This is a genomic window from Brevibacillus migulae, from assembly GCF_004521915.1.
Lineage (GTDB): Bacteria > Bacillota > Bacilli > Brevibacillales > Brevibacillaceae > Brevibacillus_F > Brevibacillus_F migulae.
The window spans coordinates 366,981-391,707 of record NZ_SDKD01000001.1 but is presented as its reverse complement, the minus strand read 5'-3'; the positions used below and the strand labels follow the sequence as shown (position 1 = coordinate 391,707).

20 protein-coding genes and 1 pseudogene are annotated in these 24,727 nt (G+C 51.1%); 2 read left to right on the top strand and 19 right to left on the bottom strand.

The window, feature by feature from the left end:
* Positions 1-2: 2 nt before the first annotated feature.
* The 19 genes and pseudogenes from EIZ37_RS01850 to EIZ37_RS01760 form a co-directional block, all read right to left on the bottom strand.
* Positions 3-467 carry an SRPBCC family protein gene (locus tag EIZ37_RS01850; protein WP_134682835.1) on the bottom strand — a complete coding sequence of 155 codons (465 nt, stop codon included), beginning with the start codon at positions 465-467 and terminating at the stop codon, positions 3-5.
* A 33-nt stretch (positions 468-500) separates the two neighbouring features.
* Positions 501-923, bottom strand: coding sequence for an SRPBCC domain-containing protein (locus EIZ37_RS01845; protein WP_134682834.1), 423 nt, complete (start codon positions 921-923; stop codon positions 501-503).
* Positions 924-1,011: 88 nt separating this feature from the next.
* Entirely contained in the window at positions 1,012-1,401 is a 390-nt protein-coding gene (locus EIZ37_RS01840; RefSeq protein ID WP_134682833.1) for a tautomerase family protein, read from the bottom strand.
* 252 nt (positions 1,402-1,653) lie between these two features.
* Positions 1,654-2,568, bottom strand: coding sequence for a pseudouridine-5'-phosphate glycosidase (locus EIZ37_RS01835; RefSeq protein WP_134682899.1), 915 nt, complete (start codon positions 2,566-2,568; stop codon positions 1,654-1,656).
* Positions 2,569-2,587: 19 nt separating this feature from the next.
* Positions 2,588-3,673 carry a carbohydrate kinase gene (locus EIZ37_RS01830; protein ID WP_134682898.1) on the bottom strand — a complete coding sequence of 362 codons (1,086 nt, stop codon included), beginning with the start codon at positions 3,671-3,673 and terminating at the stop codon, positions 2,588-2,590.
* A gap of 936 nt (positions 3,674-4,609) precedes the next feature.
* Positions 4,610-4,720: an IS3 family transposase gene (locus EIZ37_RS26680; RefSeq protein ID WP_167568610.1), complete on the bottom strand. Its 111-nt coding sequence runs from the start codon at positions 4,718-4,720 to the stop codon at positions 4,610-4,612.
* Positions 4,701-5,516: an IS3 family transposase gene (locus EIZ37_RS01820; protein WP_134682831.1), complete on the bottom strand. Its 816-nt coding sequence runs from the start codon at positions 5,514-5,516 to the stop codon at positions 4,701-4,703. Before EIZ37_RS01820 ends, EIZ37_RS26680 begins: the two co-directional genes overlap by 20 nt.
* 98 nt (positions 5,517-5,614) lie before the next feature.
* The gene (locus tag EIZ37_RS01815) at positions 5,615-5,932 is read right to left on the bottom strand and encodes an IS3 family transposase (RefSeq protein WP_167568608.1); all 318 of its coding nucleotides are present in this window, start codon (positions 5,930-5,932) and stop codon (positions 5,615-5,617) included.
* A 118-nt stretch (positions 5,933-6,050) separates the two neighbouring features.
* Positions 6,051-6,368, bottom strand: a complete 318-nt coding sequence (locus EIZ37_RS01810) for a helix-turn-helix domain-containing protein (RefSeq protein ID WP_134682829.1) — start codon at positions 6,366-6,368, stop codon at positions 6,051-6,053.
* Positions 6,369-6,550: 182 nt separating this feature from the next.
* On the bottom strand, positions 6,551-7,219 hold the full coding sequence (locus EIZ37_RS01805) for a hypothetical protein (protein ID WP_134682828.1): 669 nt from the start codon (positions 7,217-7,219) through the stop codon (positions 6,551-6,553).
* 18 nt (positions 7,220-7,237) lie between these two features.
* The gene (locus EIZ37_RS01800) at positions 7,238-7,798 is read right to left on the bottom strand and encodes a papain-like cysteine protease family protein (RefSeq protein WP_167568606.1); all 561 of its coding nucleotides are present in this window, start codon (positions 7,796-7,798) and stop codon (positions 7,238-7,240) included.
* 107 nt (positions 7,799-7,905) lie between these two features.
* A pseudogene (locus EIZ37_RS26300) lies at positions 7,906-8,157 on the bottom strand (terminase B); the annotation flags it as partial.
* A 122-nt stretch (positions 8,158-8,279) separates the two neighbouring features.
* Positions 8,280-10,784, bottom strand: a complete 2,505-nt coding sequence (locus EIZ37_RS01790; RefSeq protein ID WP_134682826.1) for a GAP1-N2 domain-containing protein — start codon at positions 10,782-10,784, stop codon at positions 8,280-8,282.
* Positions 10,784-12,049 (bottom strand): TRAFAC clade GTPase domain-containing protein, encoded by a 1,266-nt coding sequence (locus EIZ37_RS01785; RefSeq protein WP_134682825.1) that lies wholly within the window; start codon positions 12,047-12,049, stop codon positions 10,784-10,786. Before EIZ37_RS01785 ends, EIZ37_RS01790 begins: the two co-directional genes overlap by 1 nt.
* Positions 12,050-12,061: 12 nt before the next feature.
* On the bottom strand, positions 12,062-12,700 hold the full coding sequence (locus tag EIZ37_RS01780) for a beta-mannanase (RefSeq protein WP_235827860.1): 639 nt from the start codon (positions 12,698-12,700) through the stop codon (positions 12,062-12,064).
* Between the two features lie 6 nt (positions 12,701-12,706).
* On the bottom strand, positions 12,707-13,993 hold the full coding sequence (locus EIZ37_RS01775) for a vWA domain-containing protein (RefSeq protein ID WP_134682823.1): 1,287 nt from the start codon (positions 13,991-13,993) through the stop codon (positions 12,707-12,709).
* Between the two features lie 25 nt (positions 13,994-14,018).
* Positions 14,019-16,370, bottom strand: coding sequence for a hypothetical protein (locus tag EIZ37_RS01770; protein WP_134682822.1), 2,352 nt, complete (start codon positions 16,368-16,370; stop codon positions 14,019-14,021).
* 20 nt (positions 16,371-16,390) lie between these two features.
* On the bottom strand, positions 16,391-19,780 hold the full coding sequence (locus EIZ37_RS01765; RefSeq protein WP_134682821.1) for a tubulin-like doman-containing protein: 3,390 nt from the start codon (positions 19,778-19,780) through the stop codon (positions 16,391-16,393).
* Between the two features lie 13 nt (positions 19,781-19,793).
* Positions 19,794-21,512 (bottom strand): VWA domain-containing protein, encoded by a 1,719-nt coding sequence (locus EIZ37_RS01760; protein ID WP_407921107.1) that lies wholly within the window; start codon positions 21,510-21,512, stop codon positions 19,794-19,796.
* 439 nt (positions 21,513-21,951) lie between these two features.
* Here EIZ37_RS01760 and EIZ37_RS01755 point away from each other — a divergent pair, with 439 nt between their 5' ends.
* Positions 21,952-22,917 (top strand): hypothetical protein, encoded by a 966-nt coding sequence (locus EIZ37_RS01755; RefSeq protein ID WP_134682819.1) that lies wholly within the window; start codon positions 21,952-21,954, stop codon positions 22,915-22,917.
* 15 nt (positions 22,918-22,932) lie between these two features.
* The gene (locus EIZ37_RS01750) at positions 22,933-24,711 is read left to right on the top strand and encodes an SH3 domain-containing protein (RefSeq protein WP_167568604.1); all 1,779 of its coding nucleotides are present in this window, start codon (positions 22,933-22,935) and stop codon (positions 24,709-24,711) included.
* Positions 24,712-24,727 lie beyond the last annotated feature (16 nt).

Here is a 24,727-nt window from a genome sequence, read left to right as displayed (position 1 = left end):
GTTTACCTATTTGTCATCTTCATGTCCAACTGTTCCAATACGAATGGCCACGCTTCTTCGTGCTGCTTCTTGGCGTTCTCATCCGCAAATCCCGCGTGCGTCAGACGCAGTTGAGTGCCGCCGCTCTTGGGTTCAAGCTCGACCGTGACAACCGTTTCCGCCCCATTGGTGCCACCGGCTCCCGTCACCCACGTGATTTCGATCAATCGGTCCTGCTCCAGTCGCAAAAAACGCCCGTAATGCGGGTGGCGCTGTGCCTCACTATGCGTCTCGAATTGATAGACGGTCTCAAAAAAGAAGGCGGTGTTCACTTCGCCCTGCATAATGACGGTCCCCGGCGCGGCGAACCAGCGGTCGAATTCCGTTGTCCACGCGCGGTAAAGCACATCCGGTGAAGCGTTCATCGTACGTTCCACCGTCAGCCGAAACGGTCTTGTTGAAAGGTCTGGCACGGTAATTGGCTCCATCGTTCATTTCTCCATTTCCGGAACATGAGATTGCTACCTGTTCCTTAGGTTGATGCCGTACTCGAGAAAAGCTTTCATGCAGAGAAGCATGTCCACCCAGCCATGCATTTGCTGCCCGTATCGTTTGATCCCTTCTTCATCGCTCTCCCAGCCGTCCTCACGTACCCGGACCAGTGCAGCGCTTTCATGTAGTGGAGTCAGCGTGAACACTACCGTGGTTTCCACCCCGCTGGCTGACCATAAAAAAGAGATGCAGTCGTCCTCTGCTTTCAAAACGTTGATGGATAACTCCGCACCTACATCATCCCATTTCCAGACGATCGTTCTTCCTTCTTGAAGCCTGCCGCTTCCACTGGAAATAAAGTAGCGTGACATCTTTTCAGGGGATACGATTGCTTCGAAAACTTCCTTGACAGGCTTAGCGATTCTTCTGTCGACGTCAACTTGCAGCTTCATATCTGAGCTCCCATCAGCTTACTTAGCCATATTTTCGGTAATAGTCACCAAATACATTCTTGAAGCGCATTGGCATCCGATTGCGTGCTTATACATTGACTTGATAGGTAAGCTGCAATTCGTCCCCGGGCACCCCTCTGATCCCCCAATTGGATGTTGGCGTCTCAAAGATGGTGATTTCAATATCTTGCGGGGAAAGCTGCAATTGGCGGTGAATGCGTTCGAAAAGCAGCCTGATTAATTGTTTTTTCGTTTCTTTGGAACGCCCTTCAAAAAGGCTAATTTCAATGATCGTATAGGCTTCCGTTCTGTCATCGGGGAAAAAAAAGTCTTCTCTTTCCATCGGAAAAAATCGATGAAATCGCTTATCGACCGGATATTGCAGCGCCTCCACGATGCATGCATGAATGGTGTCCGATAATTCTCTCTTGATAGGTTGTAAACGGTCATTTACGCCAAAAATCTTTACTTGAGCCATGCTCCTCATCTCACCTTTCTCATCTCAACATTTCTCAACCAGTCCCAATGGGAAAACCAATACCCAAATGATACCATAAATGTTGATTGATTCGTTCCCAATCGCCCCTTTTCACCATTAGAAAAACTTGGCTACGTCAAGTCTTTGGCGGAGCTTAGTTTTTCTTATGTCGATGGGAATTTTATAAATTCCTATCGACTAAAAAAAACAACGTCCGCATGTAAGCGAACGTTGGGGTGTTGTAAGAAATGCTTATTGCTTCGCCTGATAGGCAGCCGCGATTTGGGCAGCCACTTGCGCATTATGCTTCACCAAAGCAATATTGGTCTGCAAGCTCTTGCCAACTGTCAATTGCTTTACTTTGTCCAGCAAAAACGGAGTCACTTGTTTCCCGCTGATTCCTTTTTCCTTGGCTTCTGCCAGCGCCTTTTCAATCACCGCGCCGATTTGCCCGTAATCCAGCGCGTCAGCCTCTGGAACCGGGTTGGCGATCACCAGTCCGCCTTGCAGGCCCAGCTTCCATTTGGTATCCAGCAAAGTGCCGACTTCGTCCGGTGTCTCCAAGGTAAAATCGACGCCGTACTCGCTCTCGCGGGAATAGAAGGAAGGGAACTTCGTGCAGCGGTAGCCGACTACCGGCACGCCTTGCGTCTCCAGGTACTCCAGTGTGCGTCCGATGTCGAGAATCGATTTGGCCCCTGCGCAAACGACCGCGACACTGGTCTGTGCCAGCTCCGTCAGGTCTGCGGAAACATCCCAGGTGACTTCGCCTTCACGATGCACGCCGCCGATTCCTCCGGTGGCGAATACTTTGATGCCCGCCATTTCAGCTGCAATCATAGTGGCAGCTACGGTTGTCGCCCCGATTTTTCCGGTTGCCAGGATATAAGGGAAATCGCGACGGCTTACTTTTTCGACCGATTGATCGGTAGCGAACCGTTCGAGCTCCTCATCGGTCAAGCCGATCTTGATCTTTCCGTCCATCAGCCCGATCGTTGCCGGCACCGCTCCATTGTCACGGATGATCTGCTCGACTTCTTTTGCCATTTCGATATTTTGGGGATATGGCATCCCGTGTGAAATGATGGTGGTCTCCAATGCCACAATCGGCAGATTCTTTTCAAGGGCTTCGCGTACTTCATCCGTAAAACTGAGATATTGTTTCATCATGGTTTCTCTCCTTTATTTATGCTTCGATCATATGGTATAAGCGTTCGGCTTGCAGCAGCGGTGATACGGAGCGCTCCGTTTGCAGCGTCAAGCTGGCTGCGGCAAGCCCCAGCCTGCATGCTCTCGTAAACGACTCTCCAGCCGCCATCCCGTATAAAAAGCCTGCAGCAAAGGAATCACCCGCTCCCGTCACATCTACCACTTCTACGGGCTCGGGCTGGAAATGCTCAAAGCCGTCTTCCGTGGCGAAGCAAATGCCTTGCTCGCCAAGCGTCACCACGACACTGCCGGCACCGCGTTTTCGAATTTGCTTGCACGCCACCCGGCAGTCTTCGATCGTCTCGATCTTCATGCCTGCAAGGACCTCTGCTTCTTCGCGATTCGGCAAAATCGTGTGCACGCCGTCCAATCGTTCTGGCAATTTGGCAGCCTTCGCAGAAGAAACCGGATCTACATACAGGGAAATTCCCTCTGCATGGCAGCGTTCTATCAAATATTGCAGCGATTCGGCGGGCAAGTTGGTATCTACGAATACCGCCTTTGCTGCAGCCAGATGTGACCAACGCTCGGCCAGCATGTCAGGGGTAAAACGGTCGTAGATATCCATATTGGCCATGGAGATGACCATCTCCCCATCGGTATCCAGCAAAGCAGTATACGTACCGGTTCTTTCTCCCGGCATCGTCCAGGTACCGCTCACATCAACACCGAGGAGCTTGGTTTCTTGTAGCAGCCATTTGCCTTCATGATCGTCGCCGACACAGCTGATGAGCGACGTCTGCCAGCCCAACCGTCCGAGATTTTCAGCGACATTGCGGGCAACGCCACCGCAAGATTCCGTTACGGCTACCGGATTGGAGGAGTGGAGCCGTACCTTCTGCTTGCTTAATGCCTTTCGATCCAGGTTGGCGCCGCCGATACAGACGATGGATGACTCATCGCTCATGATGTAGGCTCTGCCTTTGATCACGCCCCGTTTGGTCAGGTTCGCAATGTACCCTGCAACCGCTGAGCGTGAGATGCCTACTTTTTCTGCCAGCTCCTGCTGACTGATAAAGGGGTTGATCCGGATATATTGTAAAATGAGCGACTCTTTTCCCAAAGGTTCCATGTGTAACCCCTCCTTTCTGCCGTTCTCCGCTTTGTAAACAAAAGTTTATCACCAAAACAAAAGTTTGTAAAGAAACTTTTGTTTCATCGCCTATGAACGGACCGACTTAAGTTCTTGCCCCACTCGCCATGGAGGTGGCACTGTTCGGATCCTCTGCCAAAACGGTACGTTGCGCTTTTTTGAGGAAGCGCTTTCAATGCATTGGTTGCGTAACAAGCGTGTACCGTTTTTGGCAGCTCCATCTTTGTAAGTGTGACAAAGACTCCGTCCGTCCCGTTCTTCCCTCTCTCTCGTGACTATATTGTAAGCCTAAGCTGACGAAGAGGAAAGAAAAGGTAGACACGCTTTCGTTTTACTCTTACCTATCTTTTCGCTTGTATGTACGGTGAGGTCTTCCGTTTTTTTCTACCACGTTTTCCGCGACAATTGGAAGCAGTGCATAGATTTCAGTCCTGGACCGATACGGAACTATTTCGGCCGCGCTAAAGCCGTTCTGAATCATTCCATCCACGAATGAAGAGGCGAACGTCCCGAACCCCTTCCCGACTTTGCCGACCTTAACTGACCTCGCCCAGTTGTCCCACTCTTTTTGTCGACGTGAATTTGGAGCACCGACAACAATCTTGGGAACGCCGATAAGTCGCCTGAGATTTTGGATCCCTACACCGATGATCGGTACTCCGTCGCGCATCTGCTTGTAGACTTTTACTTGAACCTGGTTGGGGACGTAACTTCGGAGCGCGTCGAATGGGTGAGCCCCTCCGCTGCGGCTCTGCGTACCCGCGTGCCTGCTTCCCCCAGCGCTCTTATTACGCCGCTAAGGTATCCAATAAAACCAACTCATGATAGTTACACCTCCTTTTGTAAACCAAATTATAAAAAATGGTCAAAACCCCGTTTAGTGGACAGTAAGAAAAACCCCGGCCGCTAGGCCGCATGCTGACGCCTGAATTCTACAAGTGTCAGCTTTTTTAATTTTCTCTGTGGACGATTTTGGTTGTAGAATCGAATGTATTCCTCAATTCGCCTTTGTGCCATCCATACTTCGGATATCATAAGGGTAGAGCCCTTCCGTTTTTAGATGCGAGAAGAAGCTCTCCATCGAGGCATTATCATAACAATTGCCTCTTCTAGACATGCTGATTTGGGCGCCAACCTTTGGCAGCATGTCATGGTAAGCGTAGGACGTGTATTGGAATCCTTGATCGCTGTGAACGATCAGTCCAGTCACGTCTTTCGTCTTTTCAAAAGCTTTTTCAAAGGTCCGTAGGACCAGTTGATTGTCATTACGAACTCCCATGTGATAAGCCACAATCTCGCTATTAAACAAATCCTTAATGGCCGAAAGGTACAACCAGGTATCTACAACACGATACTGTGTAACATCCGTTACCCATTTTTGATTGGGGGCGTCTGCTTCAATATTGCGCTGTAGGACATTTTCTGTGACTCGGCCTCCTTTGGATGCAGCATAGTAGTAGCGATGCTTGCGGCGAACACGAGAACGTAACCGCATTTCTTGCATGAGACGCAGTACCTTTTTATGGTTTACCCACACGCCATGATCTTGGAGAAGAAATAGCTGGATTTGTCGATATCCATATTTGCCATCGTACTTCTTATACACTGCCTGGATTAATTCTTTCAAAGGCTTGTCCCGATCCATGTTTTGTCGCTTCAAATAGGCGTAGTATCCACTTCTTGAGACACCAAACAACTTGCAGAGTTCACTGATCGTGTATTCGCTAGCTGCTTTCTTGATGGTGGCATATTTTTGAGCTGCACCTCCCGCCTCCAGATTTCCCAACACTTTTTTAACATGGTGTTCTCCCATTTCAGCTTTTGGACATATCGGTCTTGGTCAATATATTCTTCACGGTGACCTCGCTGATACAAAAGTCCGAATTCACCAAGTTGTTTATATTTCCTCATCTACACTTTAAGGAGATGTCTATCCGGTATCCCCAAATGTTCCATGATCTTGCGATACGTCCAACCTTTCACTAATTTCTGCAAGGGAGCATTTACATGAAATTGGCGCAGGAGAAGATGATCTGCTACATAAGAAGGTTGACCCGTTGCTTTGCGTTTCTTCACCTTTACTCGGCATTGCAGTTGTTCACGTTGCATGATACGTTGTACACGTTTGTGATTAATCGACATTTCAGCACGCATCAACGCTGTGATCTTTCTGTAGCCGTAACGAAACTTATGTTGAATACAGAGTTGACGAATCTTTGCTACAATCAACTCCTCGTTTCTTTTCTCGTATGTAGCTTTCCAACGTAAGTAGATCGAGGTATACCAAGCCACGCGCAAGCTTGGCTAATACTTACTTGTCCACGAATGGATTCCATCCAAGGTACGATTACTTCTGGTGACACCTCCTTTCCCACTCCTCTAACTTTTTTAACAGGTCCAACTGTTGTTTAAGAAAACGATTCTCTGCTTTGACTTGTTCAAGTTCAGAATCGTACATTGGGCCTTTGCCATAGCTATACTGCTTTCCTACAGGCTGTTGAAGACGATGAATATCTCCGTTACGATACCAACGCATCCACTGTTGTATTTGAGCCTTATTTTTAATATTTAACTCCCTCATGATCTGCTTTTTGGTGACACCTGCCAGACGCATTTCAATTGCTTTCATTTTGATTTCTACGGGATAACTAACTCTTGTTGCCAACGTAAAAACACCTCCAAGGTTGTGTCCATATCTTACGACATGGTCGCATTCTCTTGAAGGTGTTTTGATTTGCCTCATGTCAGGGGGTCAGTCCCATCGGAAAACCAGGGGGGTTTTTCCAATGTCTACTTTAAGGGGTGCACTTCACAAGTTTGCTTGGGGAATTTTGAAACATTTATAATCTAATTCCTAAAACCTCGTCCTTTATTTTTTTCATTCTCCTCTTGACGTTCCTGAAGCTCTTTGACAAGTGTTGATGAACTCACAAAGTCGGTTGATGCTTTCTTCATGATACTTGCATTTTTCGAGCCTGTTCCCAAAACCTGCTCTTCATTATTTTCTTTATTTACTAGAAAGTACTCATTACCCACTTGAACTATTTCGGGGTTCTTATTTGTTTTATTTTTAAATGTCTTAATTGCTTTTCCATATTCAGTCGCGTCTCCACCGAATCGAACCGCTTTGTATTTTCCATCGATATTCGCAACAAGCATATAGGATTTTGGATTTCCATCTAAGTCAGCTGTAAACTGCCAAACATCAACTTGATTTGATATACCTAATAAACTTCCTTTCTTATCTTTTTTCAGTTTTTCTGCATCTACATATTTAAGTTGATATCCATCACCCAATTTTAAATCACGAACATCCTTTTCATTGTCAAACCCATATCTTGCAGGATTTTCAGCGAACTTCGACTTAAGAAAATTTAGGCCATCCTCTGCTGCTCTTTGCACCTGATCTGGAACCTTAGATTTATCGTCGTTCTCTGCAAAGACAGGAGCATTGAACACTGCAATTATCACTAACATTATAGACAGAATTTTTAAGATAGAGGAATTAATTTTCATGCTTGTTTTCACTCCTTATTATTGTTCTTTTATTTTATAAATAGTTCCATCCCAAATATGATCAGAAGTACTTTTATATTTTCCTCTAAACCATGAAAATTCCTCAATAAAATGATCTGAATAACCTGGGTCCATATATTCGACATAATTGTCATCACCATCATCATAGCCATCCAATACAACAGCATGTCCACCAGTTCCATCCTTCCAAGACCACCCTGCGTAGATTGGACGCTCATTCGTACCTATTTCGGTCTTCACACTGTCCCATGAAATCATATCGGTTACAAGGGTACTTTGATATCCGAATTCCTCCATACCATCTTGGACCTCGGAATCAGTTGCAGGAGAATTCTCCCTTTGACCTTTAACAGCAGTCACAAATTGGAGCTGAGTAATATCGGTTCCAAGATAATCAAGAATTGAAACACTTGAGGCAGCCCAGCACCACTGGTTGTATTGCTGCAATTCATCATCAACACCAAGCGAAGCACTAGTTGGAGCAGCAAACACTTGTGACGTCATAGATACTGTTGCAGTTAAAGACATTAATGCTACTGCGATTTTCTTTTTAAACATTTTTTCATTACCTCCCTTTGGATAAATGGTAACAAATGGCATTAGTGCTGTAAACTGTATTTTACATTTTTTCACAATTTTACTATTTGTTCAATTTTCCCTAAAACTCACTCACTCGCGTGAAGCTGTTCCAGCAAAAAAAGTGGGTTATTCGAATTGATTTCTGCAAACGACAACACTACGGCATCCGCGCGGTCAGGAGAATCTAGGCCACGCTTCTTCATGTCCTCTTTCCGCTCCAGAGCAATCTTCCCTCGGCTGGTCATCCGGTACTTTCTCTGGTTCAGTTGCGTTATCAGCCGTTCATCATCCGGCAGCTCGATCCCATTCGCCTGCCCCTGAAAATGAGCAGAAAAGTTCTATAAACCTTTCTATCTAGTCACCTCTAACCCATCTGTTTCAAACCTGTATGGCATTCTCACCGAAAAAAGAGACTGCGGAAAACTCCGACAGTCTCTGCATGGAATTGTACAAAGTAAGCTTATGTGGCTGATGGCGCTTGCTTCTGCTCCTCTGGTTGAAGCTCAGGAGAAGGTGACACGGAATCGCCGCTGCCATTCTCGGTTGGTGACAATGGCTGAGCTCCTCCCTGCTGCGGGATCGGCGGGCCATAGTAGACAGGTGCAGCCGGGATTGGCTGATCTACAGGCGGCTGTTCCTCGACTGGAACCGATTTTTGCATTCCCAGCATGACGGCAGCTCCGATCGCTCCAATGCCGAGCAGCCCGGTCATGATGATGACCGTTTTGCCCGCAGGCTTGCGAAAAAAGCGGACCAGGCCATTTGCCGTTTCGTCTCTTACTTCCTCCAACAGCCTCTGCAGATCCGTGTGGCGGATGGCATACCAAGCCAATCTCGTTGCCTTTTTTCGCAAGGCATCTCGATCTTCCAGCAAAAAGTGGGATTTGAGCGCTTGCCGATAGCTCGCCTTCAGCCTCATTCCCGTGACGAATTCCTCTTGCCTCAATGACCACTGGACAAAGCCGGGCAGCCCTTCCCGTCCGCCTTGCTCCAATACGAAACGAAGCATTGGATCATATCGACACTCCCCTTCTTCCCGATAAAAAGCAAACGGCAGCAGTGTGTAGACGCTTTCCTCCCAGTCTGCCTCTCGCAGCTGCCGCAGCAAGATCCCTTGGAGCTGCGTGATCGTGTCTTGATCCATTTGTTCAAACACATCTTCCACAGAAAGAGCTTGCGGCTCCTCCCAGAGCTGACTAATCGTGGCCAGCAGCTCGAGCTTTTGCCGACTTGTCCAATCCAGATTCTGCGCAAAGTGCTTCGGCTTCTCCTGCAGCAACGCACCAAGCTGGCTGATCTCACGTACTGCCAGCTTTTCGATGGGCAATGTCCGCAGCATGGCTGCATCTGCCGCATCGAGGAATTCCGCTGCCGCTTGTGGAGACACACCGCTTTCTTCTACACGCTTGTGGAGACGCAGGATGCTCCCGACTTGGTCCGGCTCTGCTTTCATGACCGGATCTACCCGCTTGGCCATACTTGCGAAAAAGGCCCGATACTCCCGGAGCGGCGGCACTCTTTTCAGCCAAAAAGCAAGCTCTTCCAGCAATCCGTTTACATCCTTCACGGCTAGCAGCCTTTTGTCGAGATAGTCCAGAAACAAAGGCTTGGCCAATTGCTCACTGGTCATAATGCTCATCATCAATGGGCGAAACAGCTTGGCATCCCGCTGCGCATGTCCGTAAATTTCCTCCATCCAGCCGGATTCGCCGCGTTCGTAGCCTCTGATCACCACTTCCAGCACATAACGCAAGTATTCCTTCACATCTTGCGTCTCCGCCACCAGCGAAGCGTAATCGATGACCGCCTTGACCGTCTCGATCGCGGGCAGCTGTCCTGCCGCAAGCGCTTGTTTTTCCCCCAAAAACAGCCCGCCGAACAACGCATGCAACCGCGCCTTGTTGGGCAAGCCTTGAATCCCCAAATATTGCACCAGCAGATGATGCATAGCAGCCTTGTTTTGCTCATACGGATAGGCTTTGCCCCGCTCGGTCAGGTACAGGACAGCCAGCTCATGATAGGTTGGCAGGCCCAGTGCTTTCGCCGGATCTGCCCCTGCCAGCACCTCTTCGGCAAACAGGAAATAACGGTCCAGCTCTTCCGCCTCATCCAAGTGCTCCCAGACAAAATCGAGATAGTAGGGAATACCGCCAGCAAGCTCGGCATGCGAAAAGCGATTGGCCGCAAAATCAAACTGAAACTCCTTGTCGATGGCCGCATCACCCGGGCGGAGGCTGCCGGGCGGTACTACCATCAGATGCAGATGCTTGCGGCTCTCCGGTTCACTCATATAAGTGAGGAAACCAAAACGGCGGCGGTGGGCATAGGGAAGCCCTGCATATACTACCTGGAGCAATACTCTCGCCCATTCCGCCATTCCGCTGACGTCACACGAAGGCACCACGAACACTTTTTTCTTCCCGGCGACCGCGGTCATCACAGCAGCTAAAAGCCGCTTGTATGTCATTTCCTCGATACCCAGCTGCTGCAGCATCCGTTTGGCGCTGCTGCCTGCCAGCCTATCGCGGTACGGGATATCCTCCAGCTCGGGCAGAGACTTTCCTGATGAGGGATCGTACTGGGTGACGAAACCCGCTGCTCCCGCAATTTTCGCAGGATGCTTCCAATACTCCTCCTGCCGGGAAGGCGGTATCACATAATTGTGGCTGAAAAACGTATTGCGTTGTCCGGTAAAATCCGCTCCCACATAGGCACTCTGCCCGAGCACCATCTCTCCTGACTCACTGTAGAAAAGCAACAAGGCTTGCGGATACTGCGTAAGATCCTTTTCACTGCGTTCCTGCAGTTCTTTCGGTGCGTCATAGCTGCAAAAGGGGTGAAGGGTCTTTTTGATGAAGCTATTCTCCAGCTGCGGAGTTTTCGCGATGGTGTCATACCCTTCGTTGGTGCGGAAAACGCCTTCCCGGGCACGGGTGTAATATTGCTGCAAGATGGGTTGGCGCACTACTGCTCCCTCCCCTTGATGTATTGAAGCTGGTGCATCAGCCAAATAAACGGTTCATCCACGCGGATCGGCGTGACGAGCCCGCTGACCTTTTGCTCCACCGGATTGCTGCCCAAAGCCGACACGGCAAAATAGGCGGTGTTGGTAAAGTAGACCTCCAGCGCATCCTTGAACGGCCGGTCGACCTTCTCGATGAAGCGGCGCACCTCGCCATTGATATTCTCGAACTCGACCAGATCGAGCACCTGTCTGTGTACCACATTGCGGAACACATTGCTGTTGGGACGGATATAATCGCTGTCTTCCTCCTTCAAGGAATGGAGCATATCGCTCTTCGTCAGGACGATGGCTGTCGGGATATCCGTCTTGCTCTGCTGCTGATACCCGATAAAATTCTCAAACAGCGTGATCAACACTTCTCGCGGTTCATCATAGCGAGCCGTAAACTCGCCTTCTTCATCGCCCATGTGGATGCGAATCTTGTCACGGATCGTGCGGATTTGCAGCGGATCGACGAGGAACAGAATGCCGGACGAATTTTTGATATGGGCCGCATACAGGTCGAGGTAGTCCCGATCGACCATGCCTTCCCCTGCTACGTCAAAAAAGACCAGCGAGAGCGGCGCCTTCGACGGATCCTTGAAAATGAACTGGAAAATATACGGCTCCTGCCGCTTCTCTTTTTGCGTAGAATCCAGCAGCTGCCCGCGCTCAAACAACGGCGCTTCATACTGCTCGCGAAAGCGGCGGCTGATCTCGGCATTCAAAGGCATGCAGGCAGCGTCAAAACGGCTGGCCGTGCTGTGCTGCAGCGTATGGATCAGCGAGGTCATGTAGACGGATTTGCCGACCTGCGAAGCCCCGACGATCGAGATGATGTTGCTCGGTGCCTTTCCTGCAGTGATCGGCAGCTCATTGTGGCAATGCGGGCAGAGGCGGCGCTTCGTCACCTTGCCGTAGCGATCGGTCAGCCCAACCAGCACATCATCCACGATCAGATGGTACTCCTCTGGCACCGAATCCGGCTCAATGACGGCCTCCAGCTCCTCGATTGCCTCCAGTCCGAACTTGTCCCGATACTGATTCAGCATCTCATCTTCCTGCAACGCGTAGTCCTCGTCATCCTCACGATGATGCGTCGCCCGGAAGACCACCTGATCGGGCGCATATTTCGCGAAGCAGTACGGGCAGACGATGTCGTAAAACGGCAGTCGCTCCATTTCCGGCTCTTTGCGGTCAAAGAGCTGCTTCAAGAATGTAAACATACCGATTCTCTCCTATTCGGGAATCAACTCGTACAGTTCCCCGTATCTTTTGCCGTCTGTAAAAAAGAGACGGATGTAATCGTGCTTTCCGATCTGAATTTCGGGCAATACGTTGTAGCCTGGGGCGAAATCATGCAGAAACGCATATTGGATTCCATCGTCCTTATGCAAGGGATACTCCCCTGTTTTCTTCACATAACAGAGCGCTTCCCGGGGGATGGGCACCTCTGTGTGAATGCGGATTTGCACCGTCTGCATTTTGCTGAACCAGCCCGAATTTCGCTTGAGCTGATAGCGGACCTTGGACTTGCCGCTGCGGATCACGATCCGATTTTCATCATTGGTTTGCAGCAGGATGCGCGGACGCCCCTCCTCCATCACGCAGGGAAAAATGCGGATGGCGTAACGTCCGACGCCCTCGATCCGTTCGCGGTAGCCGCCATTGGTCTTGTATTCCTCACGGGTCAGCAGCTTCATTTGCGCCAAGCTTGCCTCTTCGGGATGAAAAACGGCGTCTGCGGAGGACTTGTGGATATACACGCAAGGAACATCCTGCGGCCAGTGCCAGTGAATCAGGCATTCTCCCTCGTGCAGCGCGGCCTGGACCTTGCGTATTTCTTGCTTCGGGGTGAATTCTTCTTTCCAGTTCACGTCCATCTACTCCTGTGAGTCAAATCGGGAGCTGAAGCTCTCAGGCTTACGGAAGCTTTTGCCCGAAGCAAAACGTCCTGGGCGGAAGCTGCTTCGCCCCCCTTGGGTGATCTCGGTCGGAATCGGGATCAATGCAGCAAAAAGAGAAACGATGATACCAAGAATGGCATCTGCAAACATCCGATCCAACGCGTCCGTAAAAGCAAAACCGCTCAGCCCCTTCTCCAGCAGCAAACCTGCCAGAAGACCCGCGATGGTTCCCCCGATCATGAAGCTTTGTGCCAAGTATTTGTTGTCAAACACAAGACCCAGGGACAACCCCAGCAGCGTTCCGATCAGCAGGAGGCTGATGACGCGCAGCGCCCCGTACAGAAGGCTGTCCTGCAATGCGCCTGTACGCTCGCCGACCAGGTGCCGTTCTTCCTGGCTCGTCTTGTAGATATGCTCGAAGATCCCGGTCAGCTGGCTGGCATCGGCCACATCATAGTAGCCGCCGGCAGTCTGTTCCGCGATCTTTTTCAATTGCTCGGTTCCATCCCGATCCGCCGCACTCATCCCCACCGTATGAACCGGTACATGCGCTTGCTGGAGCGGTGCCACTACTTCTTCGTAATCCACGCTGCTGTGTCCATCCGACATCAGCACCATCATGCTGTTTTCTTGCTGCACAGGCTGGATTTGGGCAAACCCCAGCTTCAGCGCCTCGTTAAAATCGGTGCCGCCATCTGGTTTCTCGTATCCGCTCAGCTTTTGGATGATGGACTGACGCGTCTGATCACTGTCCAGCGCAGTCAGAGGCTGCAGCAAATCAGCCTTGCTGTTAAAAGCAATGACCGCAATGCGCTTGTCATCATCGATCACGTTTACCAGATTGGTCGCTGCCCGAAACAGCTGACCGCTGGGATCATTGGAATTCATGCTGCTGGAGACATCGAGCAGCAGGACGATATTTTCGGCCGAACCGTTGCGCTGGAGGGTATAGCCATAGATCGCTTGCAGCAAAGCTCCTGCTGCAAAGAGCATGACAAGTGTGCTTGGTACAAGCATTTTCCACGAGTTGCCCGCGTAGCGCTGTTTCCACCCCATGCCGTTCAGGCGCGGCGAAATGATTTCGGCCAGCACTGCCAATAAGCCAATCCAAAAGGCAAGCTGCCCGAAATAGGATCCGATCAACACCCAATGCGGCCACTGCTGGGAAAACTGGAGGAGCAGCCATTCGCCAACCGCAAAACCGATCAGGGTCCCTACCAGACTTGCCCCAATCATCAGTGCGTTCCATTTTCGTTGCCGCAACTCCACCGCCTCCTCTCTCTAAGAATTAGGAACTCTTTCTTCCTGCAAGGTGCTCCGGATGAAAGCAATAGCCATTTTCCTGATAAGACTCATAGTATTTTCGGCCGATTTGATAGATTTGCAGATTATCGAGATGAAATCCGCCCATCAGCCTCACCTTTTCAATGCCGCTGCTGCGTTGCTGATGAATACACCCGAGCTTATAGGCATGCAGCTCGCGATCCCGCTCCAATGCATAACGGACCCATTCGCTTTCGGTATCGCCAAAATAATAGGCTTCTTCATAGCGGTGCTTCTGGGTGAATTGGAGCAGCTGTACACGAATTGCCGCTTCTTCCTCCATCCGGCGAAAAAGCTCGGCAAATAATGCACCGCGGGTGAGCACCTCTTGATTGCCGTACTCGGTCATGACATTCGTCCGCTGCAGCAGCTCTTCCTCAAAGCTCTGCTGGAAAGGGGCTTGTGTCATGAGCTGCGTGCGGCAAAACAGGGTGAAGCGATCCAGCCAGCTTTTGGCGCCTTCCCCCTCCCATTCGGGCTGCAAGGAAAAGCGCTCGGAAAAATAAAAGCGCGGGCCGTACTTCGCTTCCAGCGAATCGAGCAGCTTGGATACGATCGTGCCGTAATATTCGGGGATGTTGCGTCCGATGTCCGCCGAGGCGCGGCGCACGCTGTCTGTAGCGATGTCTCCCGTCAGCTTCCGAAAATCGTACAATCGCTCCACCCGTGCCCGATATTCCTGATGAGCCTCATACAGGGCCGCTCTGTATGCTTCCAGCAAGGTCTGCAAGAGCTCCAGATACAAAATGTCATATTTGCGTCCGTAGATTTGCGTCAGCAGCTCCCTGTTGAACTGCTGAAGCCGCTGCTTGTCACGGGCAAACCATCCGAGCTTGGGCAGCTCCAGCGTATACGCAGGCTGTTGGTAAAAATCGGCCAGCTCCAGTTTGGCCCGTTCCAACTGGCTGCCTGTATCCCGCAGCGCCTTTTGCAGCTCGGCAAACAAGCCCTTTCCCTGCTCCGCTTCACGGGTGACCTCATAAGCTGCGAACAATCCGTAGCGATCGTCCGCGACCACCGCCTCTTCCAAGCGCTTCCGCAGTCGTTGGCCCAATGTCTCTAAGCTCAAACCGTTTCGGGCGCGCTCCACAAAATGACGCTCAAAAAACTGCTGGGCGCTCCCCGCATACAGCTCCAGCTCCGCCTGCTTGACCGTGAGCTCGCTGATCTGGCGATACGGACGCTCGTAGCTCATCAAGCCATGCATTTCCTCCAGGCTTCCTACCTCAGGCAAAACGCTCTGCACGCGTCTGGACAGCGAGGCCGCATCGAGCCCGAGAATGGCACGCAGCCAATCGTGATCGATATCTGCGGGATCCTCCATTCGCTCCAGCATCCGTTTATAGACAGCGTCCAGCACCGTGATCGCGATCGCCTGATTCGGCCTCCGCAAGCGGGAAAGCCCCGCCGAAGCGTAGGCAGGCTTGCGATCGGCCGTCGTGACGCTGCGCCAAAATTGCATCCGGTTGTAACGGTCGCTTTGCTGCGGCTCCGGACTCGGCGTCTGGTTTTTCAACAGGACCAGCTTGGAGATCAGACGGCTTTGCCGTTCAGGTTGATTCGCGATGAGCACGCCATGCTCATCCTTGTCCCCGAGCACATAAGCCAGGTTAAACAATGGTCCGCGCGTATGCTCCACCGGCAATTCGATCCCGTCCTCGGTCACAAGCAGCGGTGCGGAAAAATGGTAGTCCTGCTGCTGGTAGCCATCCAGCTCGCGCAAAAAACCGCAGGCAAGTGCCTGGGCATAGCTGGAGTGTGCCTCCTGCTGCCACTCCTGCAGCAAAACGTACAGATCGATCTGTACGTTTTTATAAGACTCTTGCAGGATGCTGGTGGCGAGCAAGGTTAGCTCTGGCAGCAGTACATTCAGCGGATCATCCGCTTGTGTCACTACCGCCAGATTTACTGTTTGCACCGAGCTATAGGATGAGCCGTGCTGAGACAGATGCCCGCTGACCCTGCGGATCAACCGATTCAGCTGAATCAGCGGCTCTTTTGTTTGCAAGAAGGCACGGTGAATCTCCGGGCGCAAGCTTTTTTTGTCCAAAGGCGGCAATTCCCAAGCAAAGGAATAAACGTTGTCCCTGGCGATCGCTTCCTTCGTGGTCACATGGATGTACGGTACTGCCCTGGCGTTATTCCATTCCATGTCATTGCCTTCTGCCAGACGTTCCAGAATCGTCGAGCACTTTTCGCCAATGAACAAAAATACTACCGGATGGTGGATGCTTCGCTGTTCATCCTCTACAGACAGCCGGCCATCGCTGTCTCGTTCATAGTCAAAAGCAAATTGTTGGATGAGCTCCTTCATCATTCCACCTGCTCGCCTTTCTTTTATTTCAGCATTTTGATCATATCGTTCAGCTTCGAGTAGGCGCGTTTGTAGAAATCGTACATTTCCTCGCCGTTCACCAGATCACCGCGATCATATTCAAGGGCATCCCGGGAATCTTTGACGGAAGCCGCGAGCTCCTCCAGCTTGGCGACCAATGCCGTTGTATCTTCCGCAGCGGTCATCTCTGCGCTGCGCTGTCCGCTTTTGCGTTTCAGCAGGCTCGTCTTTTTCGGCTCAAGCGCACGCATGCTTTCCATGATCGCATATTCTACATATTTGTTCGTTTTCATCAGGTTGACGAATGGCTCCCAAGCCTCTTCTTCCTCATCCCGATCGTACACGTACTGCGCACCTCGCTTGCAAATCGTGCCGGTGTACATCACCTCGAGGAACAAGTCGAGCAAGGCTTCTTCTCCCTGCAGGGCGCCGATGGTCGCTTCCAGCTCGGCGATTTTCGCCATGATCTCTTCTTGGCTCCGTACTTCTTGGCGCACGAGGCGGATCAATTGCGGAGAGCGAATCAGGTTTTCCATCGCCATCTCTTCGTTCACACTGCCAAAGATCGGGCGCACCGCTTCTTTTTCCAAGCCGCCTTCCAGATAGCCTTTCAGCCCCTGCAGCGCCCGTTTTACTTCGCCCGGATTCGGCTTGCCATCTGCATGAGTCAGCTTGTATGTGCTGAGCACAGTCGAAAGCGAGAATGGTTTGGTCATGATGCATTCATAGCGGCTGCTGGATTGGCTGTCCGCGCCTCTTTCCACGATGATGCCAAGCTCCAACGCCCGTTTGAACAGCTCGCGGATCTGCTTGTTGTAAGCACGGACGCGATCATTCTCGTAGGTTTCTCCCCACGATTTTTCCGGAATCGGGGAAGGCAGATACGTCCAGTTGTCCTTGTCGGATTGCACCAGATGGCGCCCGATCCCTTCTTTGTCCAGAATCGTACGTTCATAGCTTTCTTCGTACACTTTCAGCGGCGTGTAGACGAAGAGCGGCACCCCGTTTTTCGTATTCAGCCAGAAGATCCGGTTTTTCACTTCGCTCTCTTTCACCGTAAAGCGCGAGCCGCTGATCGAGGTGTTTTGATAGTTTTTGATCCCTTTCAAAATGCCAGGCGCCTTCACCGGGACGGAGACGAAGCCCCAGGATGGGAAATGGAGATTGCCGATGCTGTTGCTCAGATGGAACACCGGCACGGCTTCCTCGTCCAGCTTGCCCGCGATTTTGCGCTCTACGATCCGGTCGATCGTCTCGTCCTGTCCATACTTGATCAGCAGGAATTCTTCCATGGATTTGGTGATCAGATCGCCAAATTCGTCGCTCAGGAAGTCGGAAATGGAGCTGACGATGTCGACCTCCTGCTCCTTCACCCATTTGTCCGAGCGCTTCAAGAGCTCCTGGGTAAACTCGCGGATCAGATCATCGGTGTCCTTTCCGTCCATGATGTTGCTGATCACCTTGGCGATGTCGGGCACATTGACGATATTCCAGTAATAGGTCCGATTGCCGGAACGGTCGGTCTCTTCTTCGCCGTTGATCAGGATGTCGCCGTTTTTCTCGAAAATCTGGTTGAGCGCATTCAGGATTTCCGTGAAGACGGAGTAAATCCGATTGTTTTCCTGATTGAGCAGGCGGTACAGATCCTCGTAAAACTCGATCATTTGCTCCAGCTTTTCCTGATCGCCGCGGATATGGTACTCGGTGATTTTCGCTTCGATATACGCGTTTTTCTTCTTGTCCTTGGAGATGAACGCACTGCGGGCATCGCCCAGCTTTTCGTTTGCTACATCGCGAATTTCATCAATCTCCTGTTGGAACGATTCGAGGTTCGCTTTCAAGCTATCGATATAGGAAGAAATCATTTTCAGTATGCAGAAGCCTTTATCGGAATGAATCAGTCTCGAGGCGTAGAATGGCCCCTGCTCCGGATGGAGAAACACCTTGGTGATCGCCTCTCCGAATTGACCGATCAACTCTCCTGGCAGCTGCTTCTTGCATTTGATATAGGCTTCGCGCGCCTTTGCCAGATAGCCTTGCTCCAACTCCGTATCGACGCTGACGACCTGCATCTTGATCACGTTGTTGTAGCTGAGGCGCTCGCTGTTTTCATAGCCTGGCAGCGGCTCCGGCACGCGCTCTTCGAATTTTCTCGATACGGAATCGATGTCAAAGCCGAGCTTGCGCGCCAGCTTTTCCACATCCTCCTGAGTTGGAGAGACGTTGAACATTTTCTCCATCTTTTTAAAGAGGCGGTAAGCCAGATAGGTGGTCATCTCTTCGATCGGCAGCACAGCCGAGGAAGCGCCGATGACATTGTACTGGTAGTTGGCTGCATAGGCTTTCGGCATCTGGTTGATATTCGTACGGATGTTGCTGATATAGTCGTGAATCGCGAACTCTTCGCCCGATTGCTTCTCTTCATTCGCCATGAAGTTCGTGATGTTTTCCGCCGTCACATTCATGCAGTAGTCATACGCATTTTCCAGCGGCTTGCCTTCCAGATTGGTCGCCGAGATGAGATGCGCCAGATTGAACGGCGGCATCGGCGAATGGACGGTCAGCGTATTGCCGTACTGCTGCTTGAAGCGCTCCATGCGCTCGTCGACGTTCATCCAGTAGTCGAGCTCTTTCAGGGCGGCATAGCCGTTTTTGATAATGTAATCGCGTGTGTGCGGGCTCAGGCTCTTATTGGACAGGTTCACATCCGGCGTGAACAGATAGCCGAGCGTGTTCACCTTGTCTACCCCCACGCTGCCGAATTCCTTCTCCATGATGCCGCGCACGATGTAGGCGATGTCGAGGAAGCAGCCGCTGCCGGTTCCCCCGGAGATCCCGGTCAGGATGAAGACCATCAGCTTCTTGTTGGTGCCTTCTGTCAGCATTTTGATTTTTTTCTCAATCGTCGCAACCACTTGATTGATTTTCGTGAAAAGCAAGAGACGTCCTGCCTGCCTGATCCCGGACGCACCGTTGATCCCGTCGGTAATCGTCAGCTCCGGCGAAAGCCAGTCGGTGATGTATGGCTCCAAAATGCTGCGGTTTTGCAGTACCCCGCCGATCTCCGGATTGGAGAGCAGCACGTACTCCGTGATCGGATCAAGCCCGATTCCTTTGTAGCGTTTGTTTCGGTCGTGTTCATTTGTTTCAAAGGCGAGAAACTCGATATTATCCGGCTTCTCCTTTTTCTTTTTGGTCAGTGGATCCTCCGGTAAACGGAAGCGGCGATTCACTTGATATTTTAAGCGAAGCAGGGCATCGATCCCGGTTCCGCCCAAGCCAATGACCAGCATCGGGTTATCAATCGTATTTACGCGTATTTTTTCACTGACGATTCCTCCGCCAAGGGAAACGTCCAATTGCTGGATATGTTCTCTTACAATTGCTTTCATGGGAATCCTCTCCTTATACAATGTAGTCGACGTAGATGGACTTGTTCACCTTTTGCAGAGAGATCTTGATTCGGTCGTTTTTCTTCAGCTCCTTGCCCTTGGCCGCGTCGATGACTCTGCCTGCCTTTTCAATCCGGCAAGCGGAACGGTTCTGTAGGATCAAGGTATCGTTGGCGCCCGGCAATAAAATGACCTGCTCGGTCTCCTGGAACTCTGGCGCGAGCGACAGCAGCTGATGCAGCTTCACCTTGCCTTTGAACAAGCTCAGCTTCTTATACTGCGGGCTTGTGCGCTCGCCAGTCTCCTCATCGCGAATCTCGATGGCCACCTGGCCAATGAAGCCCTTTGTCGCTTTTTTGTAGGCAGCCCAGCCGTAGAGGCCAAGAGCGATGACCACCAGCGCGCCGGCTGCCCAGCCTGCGATTCGACCCCAAGAACCTTGCTCTTCCGCGGTTCCGTTCGGGACTGCCTCTGGCGCTGTGGCCGCTCCCTGTGCCGCATCTACGAGCACGGGAGCTGTCTCCCGATTGAAGCTGCTGCCATCCGCTTTTACTTTCAGCTCGTAGCGATGAGCCTCGGGAATCGTAAAGCTTCCTTCAAAACCACTCCCTGTATTGGTCAAGGCGATTTCCTGAGTCTGCTGGGAGGTCAGATCGTTCACGACCAGCGAGCCTTTCATTTGCTGATACAAGGCTGCATCACTAGCCGGATTTCCGTTTGCCGCCAAGTAGGCCTTGATATCCACCTTGTCCCCGGCCTGATAGCTTTTCGCAGGCACGGGCTCCATGACCAGGGCCAGATCGTAGTTGAACACGAGCGAGATATTGATTTTGTCTTTCGCCGCCCCTTTGATTTGAAGCTTCCAGTCTCCTTGTGCCGGCTGATTCAGCTTGATTAGGGAGTATGCCTTCGAACGCATGATCTGGGCTTGACTCGACGGGATGCTCACTGCCTTGCCCGCCGGATCGGCAATCTTCACCTCGACAGGTTGTCCGGAGATCACGGAAATATTGGCTTCGAGTACATTTCCATTCGGAATCGAAACGGTGACTTCCTCATATTGCCCGCTGCCGACCAGATTTTTTACCGGTACGACCTTGAGCTTCAGGTGATCCGCGAAAATTTCACTGAGAATCTGCGGCAGCTGGCTGGCCTCGGTCGCTTCGAAAAATTTCCCTTGCGTATCCGAAGCAATTTGCTGCAGCACCTGCTTTTGCAGGGTGCCGTCCGCGTTCAGCCCGATGGTGTAGATCGGGTACCCATTTGCCTTTGCTTTTTGCATGGCGGCTTGCAGCTCACGATCCGAATCGCTTTGGGTCCGGCCTGTCGCTTCATCGAAATCGTTATTGCCGTCTGCCAAGAGGACGATCATGGGCGCATTGGCCGGATCGCGGCCCGCATCCAAAATCTTGACCGCTTCCTGCACCCCCACGGCGATATCGGTGTAGGCGCCCTTCTGCAGGCTGTCGATAAAGGACTTGATCTCTTCTTTATCCTGCTGTGTGTTTACCTTCAGCAGCGCTTTTTCCCGCATGACCTTGTCTGTGTACGCGACCACTCCGATCTTGTTGCCGGATAGCGACGTCATATCGATAAACATCTTCATCGCTTCGTTGCTCAACTTGTTTTTGTCGCTCTGGGTCATGGAATTGCTCACATCCACGACCAATACGGCATCGAGATTGCCGCTGCCCGCTGCCCAACCAGGCGCTGGCATTCCTACCATCAACATCAGCAAGAAACAAAATGAGAGAATCAGGACTTTTTTCTTGAAAAGGTTTTGACGCATGTGCTGCCCTCCGTCGTGCTAGTATGGCATCGATTTGATCTCTTTTTTTTAGTAAAATGTGCAATATAGTGCAACATTTCCACTCCATTCTACATTACTGCTGTCGTTCCCCGTCAATTTCTAGCAAATGATATTTCCGTTATATACCTGTAATACGAGCATGGGTGGGACTACGTTTCACTTTGTGTCGAAATATGACAGAATGATATCATCGTAAAAGAGGTGAGAAGCGTCCCTATGCTAACTTATTCCGTTTTGGCTTTGATCTTGTTACTAATTGGCGGAAGATACGTCATTTTGTATAGGCGTAAAAAACGCGGGCTGAATGAAGCCTCGATCGACCGCCAGCTTTTGGAAAATCTGAATGATGAGAGTGAGGCACATGAACAAAAAACTAGCCATTCAATTCAGAAAAAGTGAAAAGCCGCGTTATCACTACCTTCGTTTGAAATATTGCCCGCATTGCGACAACTTTTCCGTCCTGTGGCAGCCCCATTGCGATGTGTGCGGCCGCGAGCATTCCTACATTCCCGTCGAAGCCATCACCCAACGGCTGGCTCGGCGCAACCGCCAGATTCAGCTGCTTGGTCTGATCGTCTTGTTGTCATTCTCTGTCTTTGTATCGAGCACAATGACCGAACTGATTGTCAGCCTTGTCTCCTCCCTGCTGTTGTTGATCGGTTTCCGCCTCATGCAGCAGCAGTTTGCCGAGGTCGAGAAAATGACACTGCTTGACCGCTATCTGCAGGGTGAAGGCACCAAAATCCGTCAGGCCCTGCTGCGCCATATCCAGCAGGCTGTGGCGGATGCCAAGGCCTCCCGATACAAGGATGCCTACGAAAAGCTGCGGGAAGTCGGTCACTTTTTGCATGACGATACCGTGAAAATCCGCAAGATCATGTACCTCAATCATTTCATCCTGCGCAAAGATATGGATCTGGAGCTGGATACCTTGATCCCCTCCCGCTATGACCGAGACTTTATCACGTATTTGCGGGAAGTAGCCAAGCTCAAGCCTGCGCTCTTGAAAAAGCGTGTCCTAGATTATTGCCTGCTGCATCGTGAGAAAATCAGGGGCCATGAGCATGGGGTAGAGGTTCTGACCCATGCTGCCAGCGCCGCCTTGCGCATGAAAGCCTATGTGGATCGGTATCAGGTCCTGCTCTTGGATATGCTCGAGCATTTGCCGAAGGAACGGTTGCTTCGCCTCGCCAAATTGCTGAAGAGCCGCCCGGCCGGAGAATGGCCTGAACTCTACGCCCGCACGCAGTCGCTCATCATGACGAAGCATGCGTTCGATCCGGAATTTCATGAATGGACCAACCCGGCGGATCAGCCGCAACCTTAGAAAAGGAGCATGCCAATGATTGTCTTCGCTTCCTATCGCCAATCGCTGCGGGTGCGTAATCTGCTCTTTGTCTTGGCATTGCTTGCCTTATGCGCTGTCGGTTACAAGCTGTATGCCACAGTGGAAAAGCTGCGTTATATGGACGCTGCGGAAGCCGCTTTTCAAAAAAAAGATTATGCCCAGGCGGAACGCTTTTACAAGCTCGCTTCACTGCCCTTTTCCATCCAAACGAAAGGCGCACAGCTTGAGGATGAGCTGTCTTCGCTCACTGTCGCTCGGGAGGAAGCAGAGGCGCTTGCTGAACAACTGGAAAGCACTGCCGCTGTGAAAGATCCTGCAGAGCTCCTGTCTCCCTATCGCCATTTTTTGGAGATCAAAAAGAGTTATGCCGACGATCGTCCGAGCTCGCAATATTTTCACAGTATCATCGCAACATTTGAATTAGATAAGAAATGGTCTGGGAAGTTTATCCAATTAAAAGAGCAAGCCTATCAACACATGCAGCAAAATTTGAACCGGCATCAATTTGAAGATGAAAGCTTTCTTCCCGTGCTCACGGCGATCCCCTACTCCTTTTTTGGCGATCAGGATGCAAAGGATAAGGAGCTGGCCAAGCGCTTTCGCGAGTACGACCGGGATAAATTCGCCTACCTGATGGATCAGCAGGAATTTGTCCAGGTGATCTCGACCCTGTATGATTCTTGGAAACGGTATGGCGAAGCGGGCATAGAGCCGGTCTGGCTGCAAGAAATCGCAGAGAAGCAAGGGCGGCGGGTGCTGCAGTTGGATTTGCGCGAGGATGACCTCGCCTCGTTCATCCAGCACGCCAAGGATTATGAACGGCTCTTTTCGATTTTCTCCACGGATTCAGAGGTGAAACGCCTGATTGAGGAGACAATGGAAAAAGAATTGGGACGCGCCCAATCGTTCATGGAGCGGAACCTGTTTGACAAAGCGCTGGAACTTTATGGAGAGCTGTCTGCCTATACGAATACGTCAGACGCCATCGATGAAGCGGAAAAGCAGTGGATCATCCACGATCCGATGCGGATGCTGGACAAAGCCTATCCCGATAAAAAATGGATCCGTACGATGGCCACCAAGGAAAAGGAAGACAAAGAGGTTTATGCGATTGCCTTTTCCGATGAACATGAATTGTTTTACGCCCGGCTCAATGACGATGGCAGTGTGACCCAATATCAAACAACCCTAGACAAAGATCTGGATGTTCTCAACTTTACCTATACAGACCAGCTGCTTGAAAACAACACGTTTGTCGTGATGATTCGGGCTAAAGGGGAAAAACGAAGCACTCGCTATCTCGGCTTTGCTGTGGGGGAAAGTACATGGAAGCCCGTGCTGTCTATGGAAGCGGATGACTTGACGATCGAAGCGCCTGGCAAATTGATCGTCACAAATCCGCTGGGGGATGGCGAGCAAGAAATTGCCCATTATGTCTGGAAGGACGATCAGTTTGTCTATGATGGAGCGAAGGAAAAGCTGGAGCCTCCTGCAGACGAAGAGGGGGAACCGGCAAATGACCCCGTAGAGTCGTCTGAGCCTTCGGATTCATCTGGCAGCGAAGACACCCCTCCATCGAATGATTCCGCACCACCTCTTGCCGAAAATGAATACTTCCTGCAAGAGGAAGCTTTGATCCGTAGCGGACCTGGCGATGATTATGAGGTTATGGGCAAGCTGGAGCCCGGCACGGTGGTGAAAGCGATCGAAAAGCAGGATGGCTGGATTAAGGTTGCTTTTGATATCGGGGAATATTGGATCAAGCTCCCGTAATAATTGTTGAAGCTCG